The organism is Baaleninema sp., assembly GCF_049974805.1.
In the GTDB taxonomy this organism is placed as follows: Bacteria; Cyanobacteriota; Cyanobacteriia; order Cyanobacteriales; family Geitlerinemataceae; genus Baaleninema.
The window spans coordinates 56,854-72,822 of sequence record NZ_JBNGCO010000009.1 but is presented as its reverse complement, the minus strand read 5'-3'; the positions used below and the strand labels follow the sequence as shown (position 1 = coordinate 72,822).

Here is a 15,969-nt window from a genome sequence, read left to right as displayed (position 1 = left end):
TGAACGAAGGTTTGCGGGCTTGGATGGCACCTACCGACCAACCCCACGAAGGCTTAGAGTTCCCCGAAGAGGTTCTGCCTCGCGGTAACGCTCTGTAAGTTTGTTGGTATTGCATTTCGATCGTGATGAGATGGCGATCGACTTCCATTCCAAAACGAGTTCCCCTGCTGTCTGGCGGGGGATTTTTTTTGGGCGCGATCGCTTTTGGAGGGTAAAAAATTGGGAAAAAATCTGCGCACGGTCGATTCTGATTTGATTGTGTTATCCTAGCGGCAGTGAGAGCCAAGAGCTTCTCAATGTTGTTTGAAAATCTGGAGGTGGTGCCCGTGCAGGATAGTTGTAGTAACGTTAAGGGTTTCCAGGTTGGACTGTACCGGCTGTGTGCCGGGGCTGTTCTCTAAGCGACAGCTTGCGCGTCCGCGCAAACGAGTTTCGCGCCGGAGGACAAGCTAACTTGGAGTTCCTCCCGGCAGTCAGGTTCCAATCTGTAGATCCGCTAGACCGCTCTTGCTCTTCTGTGCCGATCGAGGTACGCCCGAGCAAGAGCGGATAGTTTTTGAGGGTTGCCAGAGCTGCCTGAGATCGCTTAAATTTAAAATTAAATTTAAAGTTAAATTCAATGAAATTGCGATCGATTCGATCGACAAATGTGGAAACTTCCCGTTTGAATTCCGTTAGGACTTACGCCGAAACCCGGTAAGACAGTATATTCTGCTATTTCAGCCCGCAAGGGGTCGCGAAAAACCGCGTTTCTGACCTGACAACTGCGTAACTCCTGTCCGTTTAAAAGCGAGCGATCGCGATCGAACCCTCGTAAAACTACGCTATCTTTAAAAACAAGTTATCGAGATCGTCCGTGTTTTTACGGAAAATTTCTCGAAAACAGACGTTCGCAAGGAAATCCTATGGCACTGTTAAACGACAGCGAAATCCAAAACCAACTCAAGGAACTGTCCGGTTGGGAATTACACGGTAAGGAAATCCAACGAACCTTTACCTTTGAGAATTTCGTCAAAGCGATCGACTTCGTAAATCGCTTAGTCGAACCCGCCGAACAAGCGGGACACCATCCGGACTTGTCCGTTTCTTATAATAAAGTCACGGTCAGTCTGACCAGCCACGATGCTGGAGGCTTAACCGAAGCCGATTTCGAGATGGCTCAGACCATCTCGAAGCTGTAAAAAGCCAGAGCGCCCAGGGCGCGAAAGCCCAAGCATCGCTTCCCGAGTCGCGTTCAAATTTCCTCGGATCGACGATCCGATTTCGATCGTGTCAGTTTGCGACCCCGATAGTTTCCATACCGACGACCCTCGACTCGGACTCGTCGAACAGTTGCTAGAAATCGGCACTGCCCTTTCCGGGAGTTACAACCTTTCGGAACTGCTGGAGTTGATTCTCTCAAAAAGCCGAGAAATTACCTGTAGCGACGCGGGAAGCGTGTATTTGGTCGATCGAAGCGACGACTATCCCAAACTGCTGTTTAAAACCGCACAAAACGATTCCCGACCGAATATTTCGTTTCGGGAATTTGCCATGCCGCTAACGCCCCACAGCTTAGCGGGATACGTCGCCCTCACGGGAGAAACCCTCAATCTCCCCGACGCCTACAATCCACCGCCAGGGGCGCCCTACAAACTCAACCGCAATTTCGATCGCGATCTGGGCTACCAAACACGATCGGTACTGGCGATTCCCATGCGAAATCGCACGGGAGATGTCATCGGGGTGTTGCAACTGATCGATCGCAAAACCCGGCCTGACGTTCAGTTAACCCCCGCCAACGTCGTGGAGATGACCCAACCCTATTCCAAATGGGAAGAACGGGTGGTGAGTTCCCTGGCCAGTCAGGCGGGAATTTCCATCGAACGGAACAACCTGCAAGAGGCAATCGAACATCTCTTTGAAGGCTTCGTCCGCACCTCCGTACAAGCCATTGAAATGCGCGATCCCTGTACCTCGGGGCATTCCGAACGAGTGGCACAATTTTCCGTGAAACTGGCCGAAGCCGTCAACAACGCCGAAAGCGGCCCCTTACAGTCGGTGCGCTTCGACAACCGACAGATACAAGAATTACGTTACGCCGCACTGCTACACGATTTCGGTAAAATCGGCGTTCCCGAAGCCATCTTAGTCAAAGCCAAAAAACTCTATCCCGAACGACTCGAGACGATACGCCAACGCTTTCACCTGGTCAGGCGCACCTTAGAACTCGAATGTCTTCAGGAAAAATATCGCCATCTGTGCGATCGCCTGCACGATCGCCCGGACGCCGCCGACGGAGAAGACCCCTCGCCCCCTCCAGACTCCCTCGAGTGGGACCGACAACTCGAAAACCGCATCGCCCAACTCGACGAATACTGGCAACTCGTTCTGAGGGCTAACGAACCGGCGGTGCTGTCGGAGACCTGCTTACAACAGTTGCAGGAACTGGCCGCCTACACTTACACCGACGTAGACGGTCGCCGCAAACCCCTAATTACCGAAGAGGAACTGGCTCAGTTGAGCCTGTCCCGGGGGGGGAACCTGACGCCAGCGGAACGGTCTGCCATCGAAGCTCACGTCAGCCATTCCTACGCATTTCTCAAACAGATCCCCTGGACGAAAAGCCTTGCCGCCGTTCCCGAAATCGCCTACGGCCACCACGAAAAACTCGACGGAAGCGGTTATCCGCGCGGCTTAACCGAAGAAGATATCCCCCTACAAACTCAGATATTGACGATCGCCGATATCTACGACGCTCTCACGGCGGGCGATCGCCCGTACAAACACGGTCTCGCCCCCAACGCCGCCCTGCAAATTCTCTCTCGAGAAGCCACGAAGTACGCCATTAACCCGGATTTACTGAAAATCTTCGAGGAACAGCAGGTTTACGCCAGCGTCGCCCCTTCACCTCAAGCGAGGCGGTTGCGAACGGCGTGAGCGACGAGGGCGCAGGGTTCCCGGCGGTCCCCAAGCGATACGATCGCGCCCGTCCCACGGCTGAAATTCCAACCGCCCCGCCCAACGCTGCCACAACAGCCAGGCTGCGGCGTCGAGGTCTTCGCCATTGTCGAGGCTGGCGCGAAACACCGCGCCCAAGCTGACGCGGGTGCGCCAAGCACCGCACAGTCCCCCCGCCAGGATACAAGCACGGGTGCGATGGCGTTCCCATCCCCGCAGTCTCGCCACTGCCAAAGGCCAGTTTCCCCCACAACTGAGAACGGCGTACAGTACCCGAGACAACAGGGACTCGTCCGCCTCTCTCGTCGGTCTCCCCTCAAGCCGTTGTCTGAGGGGGGTTAACTCGGACTCGGGGTCGAGATGCTGTTGCGCGAAGGTCTCGGCCAGGAAGTCGAGGTCGAGGCGATCGCCGATGGCAGCGGCCGCCGTCAACGCCATCCCTAACACCTCCGACCGTTGCGAAGGGGGCGGTTTCAACAGTTCATCGACGGCATCGCGCAAGCGATGGCTGTCGTCGTGAAACAGCAACGCCATCAGCCACACTCCAAACAGCGGCGTTTCAGACCAGACGGCGCGATCGCCGTCTTCCCCCCGAACCCATCGTGCGATCGCCTCCCGTTGCGCCTCTCCCATCCAAACGGGAGCGGCATCGGGAGACCGACTCAGACGATACCCCAGTTCGGCACCGAGTAACGCGCCGCGAAACCGTTCTAACCGCGAGAGATACACGAGACTAGCGATCGCTCAAAAGTTGGTGTGCCTCTAAAACGGCGCGTTCCGTTTCCTCCCAACCCATACATTTATCCGTTACGGACACGCCGTATTGTAAATCCTTCAAATCCTGGGGAATCTTTTGATTGCCCTCGAACAAGTTCGATTCCAACATCATACCTACGATGGAGGAATTCCCCTGACAGACCTGGCGCACCACGTTCTGAAACACCCCCGCTTGACGCTTGTGGTCTTTATTCGAATTGCCGTGGCTGCAATCGATGGCCAGACGAGGGGGCAATCCCGCCTCTTTTAACTGCCTTTCCACTTGGCGAATCGAGTTCGTATCGAAATTCGGCTGGCCACCGCCGCCCCGGAGGATGATGTGGGCGTAGTTGTTGCCGCTGGTGTTGAACACGCTCACGCGGCCGAGTTCGTCGATTCCCAAGAAGCTGTGAGGGCCTCGGGCGGCTTTCATGGCGTTGACGGCCACTTCGATGCTGCCATTGGTGCCGTTTTTCAAACCGACGGGCATCGATAACCCGCTGGCCATTTCCCGGTGGGTTTGGGATTCGATGGTGCGAGCGCCAATGGCAGACCAAGAGATCGCATCGCTGATATACTGCGGCACGATGGGATCGAGGGCTTCCGTGGCGGTGGGCAGTCCCAGTTCGGCAATATCGAGGAGTAATTCCCGAGCCAGTAACAATCCTTTTTCGATGTGGAAGGAATCGTCCATATCGGGATCGTTGATCAGTCCTTTCCAACCGACGGTGGTACGGGGTTTTTCAAAGTATACTCGCATGACCAGCAGCAGTCGGTCTCGGACGCGGTCGGCTAAATCTTTCAAGCGGCGGGCGTAGTCGCGGGCTGCGTCTACGTCGTGAATCGAACAGGGACCGAGGACAACAAAGCAGCGAGAATCTTTGCGATCGATAATCTCTTCGATCTGGCGGCGAAAGGCGTAAACCGTTCGCTCCATGCTATCGGTCAGGGGAAGTTTGGCTTTAATTTCCGCAGGGGTTAGGAGTACCTGCGAATTGGCGATATGAGTGTCGAAAAGTTGTTGCGGCATCGTGCGTATCGGAAGATGGCGAATTGAGGTCGATCGGCGATCTCTTATCTTAAAACAGTTTATCGATCGATCCAGCCGGGCGATCGCGAGACTTTACGGACAATTTAAGGCGGGCTGCGTTCGCTTGTGGGGAATTCCCGCCGTGGCCTCTTCTCGGGCGCCAGGGGATACCCGCACTAAGGGCTACTGGCTTTTTTGACGGCGAGACACCGACAGTTCCATCATCTCCGGCAACGTCACGAATCGATAACCTTCTGCTTCCAAACGATCGAGGATTTGAGGCAGCGCCGCCACCGTGCGGGCACGATTTCCGCCGCCGTCGTGGAGTAGAATTACCGCACCGGGAGCGGCGCGATCGACCACGTTGGAGACGATTTCGGGGACTGACACTGCGTAATCCAAACTATCGAGAGACCACATCATCACGGCGTAGTCCTGTCCGGCTGCATGGGCGGCCAAACCGTTGGTGAGGTTGCCCCCCGGCGGACGGAAAAAGCGAGTGTGAACCCCCGTGACCTCGTAAATAAACTCCGAGGTGCGATCGATTTCCTGCATCGCTTCAGCCGTCCCCACGGGGTGATATCGATGGTTCCAACTGTGGTTTCCGAGGGTGTGACCTTCTGCCACGATACGGCGTAACAAATCGGGGTTGTTTTCTGCGTGGCGGCCGATGACGAAAAAGGTGGCGTGGGCGTTGTGTTTGCGGAGAATGTCGAGAATTTCAGGGGTGTTCGACCAGGGGCCGTCATCAAAGGTCAAGGCGACGACGCGATCTTGAGAGGGAAGCGGTACGTCGTAAACAGTTTGACCGCGAAACGCTTCCGGGGCGACGTGATAGACGATGGGGGGATTTTGTTCGAGTTGGATTTGAGCTTGGGTATTGTCCCAAATGCGATCGACTTGCTGTAAGGAGGTTTGGGCGTGACGGGCAACCACCGCTTGCACTCGTGGAATTTCAACCGTCGGTAAAGCGCTGGCTTCCTCTTGAGGCAGGGTGGCCTGCAACATCTCTTGCGGCATCGGACGAAACGCCAGCAGTAAAAAACCCAGGTTAAGCAGACTTGTGGAGACGAGTTTTTTCCCCAACGGTTCGCAATGCTTTTCGATGGGACGCCGTCGTTTGACCGGGCGGCGTTTGCCCTGGGGGGCAAGTGGGTACGGAACGCGCGGGAACGTGGGCTTTTTCATGTTGAGTTGAGGAGTGGGGAACAAACGGAAGGTTAAGGTAAGCCGTCGCAACGAGGACGGGGCGACAGAGAAGCGATCGCGCCCACTGACGACCATCGGTTTTCCAAGGCGGCGGGATACCTCCCTCGGCGCGATCGCTCGACCGGGAGAAACAAACGCCACAACGGGGGATTTGAAGGTTCCGGGGTTAGTCTAGCCCGAGTTGTCTCTTCCCGCAAAGCCCTTCGTTGGAGAACGTTCGTTCCCTCAAAAGACACCCGTATCGATCGATACAAGAGATTGGCGAGATTTTCGGAAAAGTTTTCCGACCGGAAGGAAAAACAGTTCAAAATCGAGGAAATTTCGGTGTAAAAACTGCTCGAATCTAAAGTGTTGTAACGATCTTCGGAAAACTTCATCTATGGGAATGAAGCTCTTTTTACGATAAAAATAGAGACTATACAGGACTAGGAGGGGAGCGGGGTGTCCGAAAAACGTTTTCAATTCAATTTTCAATTCAATTTTCAATTCAATTTTCAATTCAATCGATTGAATTTCAACTCTTTATCGCTGTGGTCTGTGGCTACCTTGCCGATGGCATTATTGGCGACAGTCAGTCCGATAAAAGACGTCGCGCTACTCAAGGCCGTCGGTTCTACACCATCGCCGTCGGAGGCGACAAGCCATCTCGATCGCGCCCAAACTGCTCAAACCCAGATCGCCCAAGCCGAACCCACGGAGGAGATCTCCCCCGTTCCCGACGGGAGGTATCTATACGGTGAAGACCCCGTTCCCAACCGCATCGGAACCGCTTATATGGTGTTCGAGGTGCGCCACAACCGCGCCGTCGGTGCGTTTTATATGCCTCGTTCTTCTTTCGATTGCTTCTACGGACGCGTTAGCCCTCACCACCTCCAAGTTACGGTGGTCAACAGTTACGATCGCACCGCTTACGAGTATGCGGTGGTTCGAGACGATTCGGCGATCGCGACGACGGCCGAGGTGGCTGTGGCGCCAGAATTTGAAGGGTTTTACCGCATCGACGCCCTCAGCGATCGCGATCGCGACATCTTAAATACCTGTGCGACCGAGTTTCCTAGAGGGTTTCAAGGTAGTGTAAGGTAAGGTCGATGGTGACGGCCACCTCAGCCCGAGTCATGTCTTCCATCGGTCGTAATTGGCGAGGATCGGGGTGGTTGACGACGAGTCCGGCTGCGGTGGCTTGGGCGAGAGCGGGAACGGCATAGGCGGGGATAGCGGCGCGATCGCGGTAAACGGACAACACCTCGGGATCGACGGGTTCGTTATTGAGATTTAAGCCGCTAACGACAGCCAAAAACCCTTGTAAGCGGGTGACGTTTTGACCGGGGCGAAAGGTTCCGTTGGGAAATCCCGTCAGGAAGCCCATGCGGTTGGTTTTGACGATCGCCTCGTATCCCCAAAAATTGCGCGGTACGTCGATAAAGGTTTGTGCCTCGCGGACGAAGGGGCGATCGAAGGCTTGGGCGAGAATAGCCGCAAAGGCAGCCCGCGTCAGGGGACTTTCGGGACGAAAGCGATGGTTGCCCACACCGGCCACGATGCCGCGATCGAACAGACGTTGGATGTGGGCTTGCGCCCAATGTCCCGCAATATCCACCAACCCGGTCGGCCGGGGGAGTTTCTCGGGGGCGAGGGTTTTCTCGAAGGTTTGGAGAAACTCGGCAAACTCCGGTTGTGCGATCCCAAAGACTTTCGGTAATTTTTGCTGGCGTTTCAAAACGTCCCGAACTTCTGAATTGGCAATCTCCGCCAGGGGTCTGCCTTGACGCAACGCTAAGGCCGCCGCAATTCCTACCCCTTGACCGACGCCGACATTAAACTCGACGATACGTCCAGCCGCCGAAGCGTATCCCTCAAATCCAGACGCAGGACTCACCACCGCCAGATTCGGCAGGTCGCGAATTTGGGCGTGGCCGATGCCGATGTTAAACAGGGGTTTAGTATGCACGCTGATGCTTTGATAGCCCTTTTCTGAGGCTTTTCGTCCCAATCCTTCGATGCCGCCGCGCACGTCGAAATGATAGCCGAAGGTGCCCAAGGCTTCGCCGACATCGACACCCCCTTCCAGCATTTTCGCGCCGCTGAGGGGAGAGACAACCCCCGTTACGTTTCCGGCGTGGCGGATGTAGAGTTCCGGGGCTGGGGTGACGTCCCGGGCGCCGAGATAGTGTTGGAACCACCGCCGCAGGTTTTGGAATTCTTGCAGCATGGCGGGGGTGGGTTTGGCGTCGTTGCGGGCCAGGGTTTCGGCTTCCGTCCCGGTGACGAAAAACAGCAGGGAATTCCACGAGAGGCGATCGTTGGAGAGAACGGCAATGTTGCCGTTGTCGAAGAGAAATCCGGTGTTTTTGAGGGAAAAGGGTTTGTTGCGGTGTCCGTGGTAGGCGATGCTGAGGGCGCGACTGCGAACGTCTACGAAGTCTCGATCGCTATAGAGGGTCAGCCAGTTCCCCTCGGCGTCGGTGAGGCTTTGACGCAGCCAGTTGGCGAGGCTGTCGTTGCCTCCGGAAGCGGCTTTAAACCAGTATTTGCCGATGCTGTTGCCGGGGGTGGTGAGGTGTTTGAAATAGCTGGCTTCGACTTGTTTGAGGCGGGCGAGGCTGAGGCCGTGGGTTTGGAAGCAGAGGGTGACGGGAAGTTCGGCTTCGGGGAGTCCGAAGGTGGCGAAGCCGGAGAGTTTTTCGACCCCTGCGGCTTGGGCGAGTTCGGCGTTAACGGTGGCGTCGATAAACTGTTGGGCGAAGTAGGTATCGCCCCGCGTCAGGTGGATGCCGGAAATGCGGTTTCCGGTTTTGAGGACGCGATCGATCTCGATGTGGCTGAGGACGTAAGCACCGACTTCGGAGAGCATTCGCCGCAAGGCGGAATCGGCGGCTTGGGGATCGAGGGCAATCCAATCGACGCCCGCGCGATCGAGGAATTCTCGGTAAATGCTGGGCGGATCGCCGAAGCTGTCGAGGTTGTAGCGTTGGCGAAGGTCGTAGGGAATGCTGCTGCGATCGAGATAGGAGAGTTCCCCTCGCACTAAGTGGCCGCCGAGTCCCAGACTGGCGTTACTTTTGGTCAGGACGAGACTGCGGGGAAACTGGCCGGTTTGTCGGTGGTATTCTCGCGCGGCGCTGACGAGTCCGAGGATACCCGGTACTTCGTCTCCGAACAGGATGAAATCGAAGGTCTGAGACATCGGAATCGGTTAAGACAGGAACGGGGCGATCGAGGGCGTGAATTCTGGGTTGGCATTCTAGGGTATTGACTATGGTATTGAATCTTTTTGGTGTTGCCCTCCCCCGGAGAAGGCACGGGCGATCGCGAGTCCCCCGGTATCTAGCTCTTTCTTTGACGTGGCAATTCCCGAAGATCGAGTTTTTGCCGGGTTGCTGCCTCGCGTGGGTCGAATTGGCGATCGCACTGCTGTCCCCTCTGGTGTTTGTCGGTTCACTTTTCCGACAGGCGAGGCATCAACGACACTAAGTTACAGGGACGATAGCGGCTGTCCAACTGCCAGCGTAAAATCTCGTTCCAGCCGTCGCTACAGGCGCCGGAAGACCCCGGTAAGGCAAATAAATAGGTTCCCCCCGCAACGCCAGCGGTTGCCCGAGATGGCAACGCCGCCACGCCGATTTTGCGGTAGCTGAGATGGCGGAACAATTCTCCGAAACCGGGGATGTCTTTTTCGCAAACTTGCTGAAAGGCTTCCGGCGTTACGTCTCGTCCGGTAATTCCGGTTCCCCCTGTGGTGATAATGACATCGATCTCGCGGTTGGCTATCCAGGTTTTCAGGCGATCGACGATCGCCTCGCAGTCGTCGGAGACGATCGCGCGATCGACGAGATGGTGTCCCGCTTCGGCGATCGCGCTGGTTAACACTTGTCCCGATTTGTCTGTCTCGAAGGTTCGCGTATCCGATACCGTCAACACGGCAATGTTGACGGCAAGGAACGCCCGCGATTCGTCAATACCCGCCATAGGTTTCGGTTGATTGGTTTCGATGCGATCGCTGCGATCGCCAACTTTGCGATAATATCGCCCCAGTTATCGCAGCGGCAAGCGAATCTCGAAGGTTGCCCCGACGCCGGACTCAGAGGATAAGGTTAGTTCTCCACCGTGGTTTTCGGTGACGATTTGATAGGCGATCGCCAATCCTAATCCCGTTCCTTTTCCTGGCGGTTTCGTAGTAAAAAAGTTCTCGAAAATGCGCTGTTGGATCGGTTCGGGAATGCCGGGACCGTTATCGGCAATTCTCACGATCGCCCACTCGTCCTCGACGACGGTTGTGCTAATGGTAATGCGAGGCGACTCCTGGGGAGATTCTGGCGATTCTAAGGCATCGATGGCATTGCTCAACAGGTTCATAAAGACCTGACTCAACTGCCCGGAATAGCATTTCACTAAGGGCAAGTCGCCGTACTCTTTCACCACCTCAATTCCTTTTTTGAGACGGTTACTTAAAATTAATAAAGTACTCTCGAGACAGTCGTGCAAATCGGCAAGTTTGCGGCTGCCATGACCGACGTGGGAAAAACTGTGCAAACTGCTGACAATTTGCGTCAGCCGTTCGGCGCTGACTTTCAGGGTGGCTAATATTTTGGGTAAATCCTGCTTGAGAAAGTCGAATTCAATATCGTCTTTGAGGTCTTCGAGGTCTTCGTCACTCATGTTTGAACTGTTCTCGTAGGCTTCGACTACCTCCATCAAATCTTCAAAATAGTTGGTCAGAAATCCCATGTTTCCGTTAATGCAGTTGACGGGATTTCGGATTTCGTGAGCGACTCCCGCCACCATACGACCCAAACTCGACATTTTCTCCGTTTGCATCATTTGAGCTTTGGTTTGCTCGTTGAGGAGTTGAGTCGTGAGTTGGTGGATTTCCGATTGCGCGACGAGGAGTTGGTGAACGTCGAGCAGTCGATATTCGTTCGGTTCGATTTCGACGAGAATCGGTTCGTAAAGGAGTTCGGGCGGCCGTTGAAGCGATCGCCTAGCGGCCATGACGATCAGCGTCTCTCGCTGACAACAGAGAACCTCGGTTTGAGCGAAATTGTACAGGGATGCGATGGGACGACGAGAAAACAGTTCGACCCCGTAAGGACGGCTCATGTGTTCGAGGAAGCGTCGCCGCGAAACAACGCCGACTAATCGACCGCGATCGACGAGAATCACCCCTGGTAACAAGGAGTCGACATCGAAAAGTTGTACGACCTCGCGACCGGGGCGCGATACTTCGATTTGACAGTCGTGTAACGAGAGTTCTTCGAGGGTCGAGTCTAAACTCAAGTTCGATTTGAACGAGTTCGGACGGCTTGAGAAAGGAGATTCGATCGAAGAGAGGAGTGGTGCAGCCATAGCTGAAAACTCGTGAAAGCTTCGAGTATTTTTGTTGGGTATTGCAGATATAGTTTTAGTTTAATCTAAATTTCATCTATTCATGAAACCGATCGTATATTCTTCAAGAAGTCGAAAAAAAATTAACCAAATTTTAACTTATTCTTAACGCCATATTTAAAATTTTTTGCTTAATATAGAAGTGAAATAAATATATCTCAAAATATATCCAATTAAATTAAAATCGTACAACATACTGTAATCCGATTTGAGCTAAAAAGGGTCTCGCAGCCTCGATGGTCTGTGTGAAAAGCGATTGGCGACAAGGGGTTTCGCGCGGCAGATCGGATGGCTAAATGGCTCAGTCAAACGAGTTCGATCGCCAGCCCAGTCGGTCTGTTCAACTGGCCAAATTTAGCGGTTTGTCGGTTCTCTTATCGGTCGTCTGTCGCGGCTCTGCGGACGCCTTCGCCGAGGGGAAGGCAGCGGGCGATCGCCTCGAATACTCGAGCCGTTCAATCGAGCAATTCAAACGAATCGAAAAACGGCCGAGCGTCGTCGAAAAACTCGTTCCGTTCCGCTTCAGAAATATCGAGGGGAATTACCGCCATAAGCTGATACAGGCGGCGATCGACCAAATACAGGCGATGTCTGTAGACCAAACCATCGTCTCCTTCGTAAAACATCTCCATACCGGGATGTCCGGATAGAAAAATGCGGCGATCGGGGGTCAAACGTTGGTTCACGTTGGTGACGACGCCCTCGATGGCTCCCTCAAACAGCGTTGAAGGGGGAACGGCCGCGAAAAAATCGGGAAAGTCAGCCACCATCACCGCAAAGGCGCGATCGTCGAGATCCATGCCCAAAACATAAACATCGAGATCTCCGAGACTCGTCTCCACAGGTTCGATGCCTTCCCGTACCGTTCCGGGGGGCATGGCCACGGCAAACCCCGCGCCCAGGTTCTCCAGTTCCTGCCAGCCGTCCCCCCGCAGGGGAACTGACGTTTCGCTGGCAGCCTCGTTGGAAGACACCGCTGGCTTGGGCTGCCAAATCGCTTCTGAAGTCAGTAACAGTGCCGCGATCGCCACCGTTCCCAAAATCTCGAATAGGGTCTCGACAATATATCGATTGCTGCGTTTCACCGACACCTCCTAGCATTATCTTGCATATTTGTTGTGCTGCCCCAACGAGCGGACATCCGTACCGATCGCCTCTCGAACAACCTGGCAAAATAGTGTCACGGTCAGACGATCGAAATACCGCCCTCAAGCGATTTCAACTTCTCAAGGTTGTTCTGACTCCTCAGATATTTCCATTCGTAAAGATACAACTACTATGCGATGGACTAAAGTTTTTAAAACCTCGATTTCCCCAACTCACCTTGTAGCGATCGCCCTTGGCGTTCTGTTGACGCTCGGTGTCGGCAACGTTTTACCGACGCAAGCGGCACCCGTGGCCGCCGACACCGCCCCACCCCCTAGCCTCGCACGAGCGCGGGGCAGTTTCGTGACCGCTGCCGTGAACCGAGTCGGGCCGGCCGTGGTCCGCATCGACACGGAGCGCGTCATTACCCGCAATGTCGATCCTTTTTTCGACGATCCCTTTTTCCGTCAGTTCTTCGGCGATGAATTTTTCCCCTCCATGCCCCGCGAACAACTGCAACGGGGGCAAGGTTCGGGATTCATCATCGACGGCGACGGAACCGTTCTCACCAACGCGCACGTGGTGAACCAAGCCGATCGCGTGACGGTGAAACTCAAAGACGGACGGGAGTTTGAGGGACAGGTGATGGGGGTCGATGTCGTAACTGACCTCGCCGTCGTGAAAATCAATGCGGGCAAGACCAGTTTACCCGTTGCGACCCTCGGAGATAGCGATCGCGTGCAAGTGGGGGATTGGGCGATCGCCGTCGGCAACCCCCTCGGTCTCGATAATACGGTGACGCTGGGCATTGTCAGCACCTTAAACCGTTCGAGCGCCCAAGTGGGAATTCCCGACAAACGCCTCGACTTCATCCAAACAGACGCTGCCATCAACCCCGGTAACTCGGGCGGACCGCTCCTCGACGAACAGGGGCGCGTGATTGGGGTGAACACCGCCATTCGCGCCGACGCCAACGGGATCGGCTTTGCGATTCCCATCAATACCGTCAAAGCCGTAAAAGACCAACTGGCGCGGGGTGAGAACGTAGAGCATCCTTTCGTTGGCATTCAAATGATTACGCTGACGCCCGAGTTGGCTCGGGAAAACAATCGCGATCCGAACGCGCCGTTGCGAGTTCCGGAAGAACGAGGGGTTCTGGTGATGCGCGTGGTGCCTAACAGTCCGGCATCAGCGGCGGGATTGCGTCGCGGCGACGTGATTACGGCCATCGAAGGACAGGCGATCGAAACCGCCGACGAACTCCAGCGGTTTGTGGAAAACAGTCAGGTGGGACAGGTGTTGCGTTTCCAAGTCCTGCGGGATAACCGAACTTTGCAACTGCGGGTACGGACGGGAGAATTGCAACCGACGCGATCGTAGATTTGTCACTTATGATATCCCGTCTCTCCTGTACAGTGGGAGAGACGGGATTCGTTTTTTCGGTGCGTCGGGGCGCGATCGCAACCCGGAAAAAGTCCTGTTTCTCCGTCGCGGTTGGCGGATCGACCGTTCGGCGGGAGAAGTTTTTTACATTTTTTTTAATCGAAAGAAGCGCGTCCGACAAGGGTGAGGACTGTCTCGCAAAATTGTTAAAATGATTACTCTGAGACAAGGCTTTAAGGATGGGTACGCCTCGAGACGCACCGGGGCGAGAGTGGCGCCGAACCGTCGAACGTCTTTCTTTGCAGGCTGCTTTTTTGCGTTTTGACCTTGAATTCTGATCTTTGGTTTCTATTCGTTCCCCCGATCGCAGGCGGAATCATCGGCTATTTCACGAACGATCTCGCCATCAAGATGTTGTTCCGCCCCTATCGGGCGTACTATATCGGCAAGTATCGCGTTCCCCTCACGCCGGGGTTGATTCCCCGCAATCAGGGACGCCTCGCCAAGCGCGTGGCGGATACGATTATGGGATCGCTGTTGACGCCGACGGAACTGCAAGGGTTGGCGCGGCGGCTGTTGTCCATCGAACGGATACGGGGGGCGATCCTGTGGCTGCTCGATCTGGCCCGGGAACAACTCACCCCCGATAGCGATCGCAAAACCACTCACCTGCTGGCGGGGATTTTACACGATCTGTTTGGGGAATCGTTACCTCGGTTGTTGAAGGTTTGGTCGCGGCGAGATGATTTTTTGGTGCGACAGGTCGATAAGATTTTTGACGACGTACTGTTAGAGTTCCGATTGACAGACCAACAGGCGTCGCAACTGGCGGATTGGTTGATGCAGGTGGCACTGTCTCCCAATTCGGTACGGTTGGCGATTGTGGATTTTTTAACCGATCGCAATATTGTTATTATCGATGAAAGCTTCCGCGAAAAAAGTAGCGGAACATACTGGTTTGTGGCTCATTTTTTAGGCTTGCGAAATAGCCTGGTTCGCCTGCGGAACTACTGTCTCGACGAGAAGGAAAACGCTAACGCACAGTTGGCGGAGGTCATGGAATCCCTGGATTTGCAGTCCCGGTTGAAAGAATGGCTGCAAAATTTATCGCTGCAAAATCTCCCGGTTTCGACGGTGCGCCAACTGCGAAAAACTCTGCGAGATAGCGTGCGGAAATACGTCCGCACGGAAGGGGCGGATTTACTGCGCGGCTTGGGAGATTCGGTGGACTTCGAACACGCGGCGCAAGCGATTGTTAACCGCTTGCGAACTTCAAGGGTGGTCAATTCGTCTTTGGAACTGATCGGTCAAGAATTGGCATTGGTACTCGATCGCTATTTAGAAAAGGATCTTGAAAAAATCGTTGCTAAAGTGATTCCGATTTTGGCCATCGATCGCGTGATTGTCGATCGTGTCAACGCCACCTCTCCGGAAAATTTAGAAGAAGCGGTCGAAGGCATCGTGAAAAGCGAACTGCAAGCGATCGTCAACCTCGGCGGGATTCTCGGGGTTGTTATCGGTCTGTTACAGTCGGGATTGCTCTTTTTCCAAAATTCTGGGTTATAGGAAGTCCTGGTGGCTCAGAGGTTCGGACTCGCTTCGGGTCTGCGCCACCTCACCATCCCATTATCCCATCAACTCACCCGGCGACGATCGAACGAAGGTCTAACCCGGCGATCGTGGAGTCTTTGTTCGAGAATGGGAACGATCTCAGGCCAACCGAGATCGGGGCATCCGAGCAAATGTTGCAGGGCTTGCAAAGCCGTTTCCGATTCGTCCGGTTTCCCTAATGGCGTTACAAAGGGTTTTCGCTTGCGCTGGGCTTCGCGAATGCCCCAACTGACTGCCATTTGAATGAGTTCGCCGAGGCTGTTTCGTCCCCGCTCTTGATTCCACGTCCATCCTTCGACGGTGGTGGCGTATAACGGCGGTAAGCGATTGAGAGCGTAGGCGATGGCCTCGCTGGTATCGATCGATCGGGCCACCTCTGGCGGAAGTTCGCCGAGTTGTCGCTGGACTTCCTCGATGGCAAGGGGTTCCATCGCGTTACGGTAGATGGCGCAGCGATAGGGTGTTGTCGTCATAATCTTCCTCTTCGTGAACGCTGAATCGGAATTCGCCAGCAAAACCTGAGATGTTCGCAGTGAGGCTTCAACTCAGGAATTTTTTCGTCTCGATCGCAA

Annotated in this window: 13 protein-coding genes; 5 read left to right on the top strand and 8 right to left on the bottom strand. The window is 54.8% G+C overall.

From position 1 onward, the window contains the following. The first annotated feature begins 905 nt into the window (after positions 1-905). Positions 906-1,181 (top strand): 4a-hydroxytetrahydrobiopterin dehydratase, encoded by a 276-nt coding sequence (locus ACP5D4_RS03565; protein WP_428010251.1) that lies wholly within the window; start codon positions 906-908, stop codon positions 1,179-1,181. An 88-nt stretch (positions 1,182-1,269) separates the two neighbouring features. After that, entirely contained in the window at positions 1,270-2,919 is a 1,650-nt protein-coding gene (locus tag ACP5D4_RS03560; RefSeq protein ID WP_428010250.1) for an HD domain-containing phosphohydrolase, read from the top strand. Here the strand turns inward: ACP5D4_RS03560 and ACP5D4_RS03555 are convergent. The 3 genes from ACP5D4_RS03555 to ACP5D4_RS03545 all read right to left on the bottom strand — a co-directional run bounded on the left by ACP5D4_RS03555 (position 2,887) and on the right by ACP5D4_RS03545 (position 6,076). Further along, a complete protein-coding gene (locus ACP5D4_RS03555; RefSeq protein ID WP_428010249.1) occupies positions 2,887-3,669 on the bottom strand; it encodes a hypothetical protein in 783 nt (260 codons plus the stop codon). The genes ACP5D4_RS03560 and ACP5D4_RS03555 overlap by 33 nt on opposite strands. A gap of 4 nt (positions 3,670-3,673) precedes the next feature. Continuing rightward, a complete protein-coding gene (locus ACP5D4_RS03550; RefSeq protein ID WP_428010248.1) occupies positions 3,674-4,726 on the bottom strand; it encodes a 3-deoxy-7-phosphoheptulonate synthase in 1,053 nt (350 codons plus the stop codon). Between the two features lie 183 nt (positions 4,727-4,909). Next, the gene (locus ACP5D4_RS03545; protein ID WP_428010247.1) at positions 4,910-6,076 is read right to left on the bottom strand and encodes a polysaccharide deacetylase family protein; all 1,167 of its coding nucleotides are present in this window, start codon (positions 6,074-6,076) and stop codon (positions 4,910-4,912) included. 396 nt (positions 6,077-6,472) lie between these two features. Here ACP5D4_RS03545 and ACP5D4_RS03540 point away from each other — a divergent pair, with 396 nt between their 5' ends. Beyond that, positions 6,473-7,018, top strand: coding sequence for a hypothetical protein (locus tag ACP5D4_RS03540; RefSeq protein ID WP_428010246.1), 546 nt, complete (start codon positions 6,473-6,475; stop codon positions 7,016-7,018). On the opposite strand, the gene ACP5D4_RS03535 is transcribed toward ACP5D4_RS03540, so the two are convergent. The 4 genes from ACP5D4_RS03535 to ACP5D4_RS03520 form a co-directional block, all read right to left on the bottom strand. Next, entirely contained in the window at positions 6,990-9,119 is a 2,130-nt protein-coding gene (locus ACP5D4_RS03535; protein WP_428010245.1) for an FAD-dependent oxidoreductase, read from the bottom strand. The genes ACP5D4_RS03540 and ACP5D4_RS03535 overlap by 29 nt on opposite strands. Before the next feature lie 251 nt (positions 9,120-9,370). Further along, complete coding sequence (gene moaB, locus ACP5D4_RS03530) at positions 9,371-9,901, bottom strand: molybdenum cofactor biosynthesis protein B (RefSeq protein ID WP_428010244.1); 531 nt, start codon at positions 9,899-9,901, stop codon at positions 9,371-9,373. Between the two features lie 66 nt (positions 9,902-9,967). Then, entirely contained in the window at positions 9,968-11,278 is a 1,311-nt protein-coding gene (locus ACP5D4_RS03525) for a sensor histidine kinase (RefSeq protein ID WP_428010243.1), read from the bottom strand. Between the two features lie 494 nt (positions 11,279-11,772). Then, the gene (locus ACP5D4_RS03520; RefSeq protein WP_428010242.1) at positions 11,773-12,402 is read right to left on the bottom strand and encodes a hypothetical protein; all 630 of its coding nucleotides are present in this window, start codon (positions 12,400-12,402) and stop codon (positions 11,773-11,775) included. A gap of 193 nt (positions 12,403-12,595) precedes the next feature. Here ACP5D4_RS03520 and ACP5D4_RS03515 point away from each other — a divergent pair, with 193 nt between their 5' ends. Then, complete coding sequence (locus ACP5D4_RS03515; RefSeq protein ID WP_428010241.1) at positions 12,596-13,783, top strand: HhoA/HhoB/HtrA family serine endopeptidase; 1,188 nt, start codon at positions 12,596-12,598, stop codon at positions 13,781-13,783. Between the two features lie 324 nt (positions 13,784-14,107). Continuing rightward, positions 14,108-15,352 (top strand): DUF445 domain-containing protein, encoded by a 1,245-nt coding sequence (locus tag ACP5D4_RS03510; RefSeq protein ID WP_428010240.1) that lies wholly within the window; start codon positions 14,108-14,110, stop codon positions 15,350-15,352. A gap of 68 nt (positions 15,353-15,420) precedes the next feature. Here the strand turns inward: ACP5D4_RS03510 and ACP5D4_RS03505 are convergent, their stop codons facing one another. Further along, positions 15,421-15,870 (bottom strand): late competence development ComFB family protein, encoded by a 450-nt coding sequence (locus ACP5D4_RS03505; RefSeq protein ID WP_428010239.1) that lies wholly within the window; start codon positions 15,868-15,870, stop codon positions 15,421-15,423. Between the last annotated feature and the right edge of the window lie 99 nt (positions 15,871-15,969).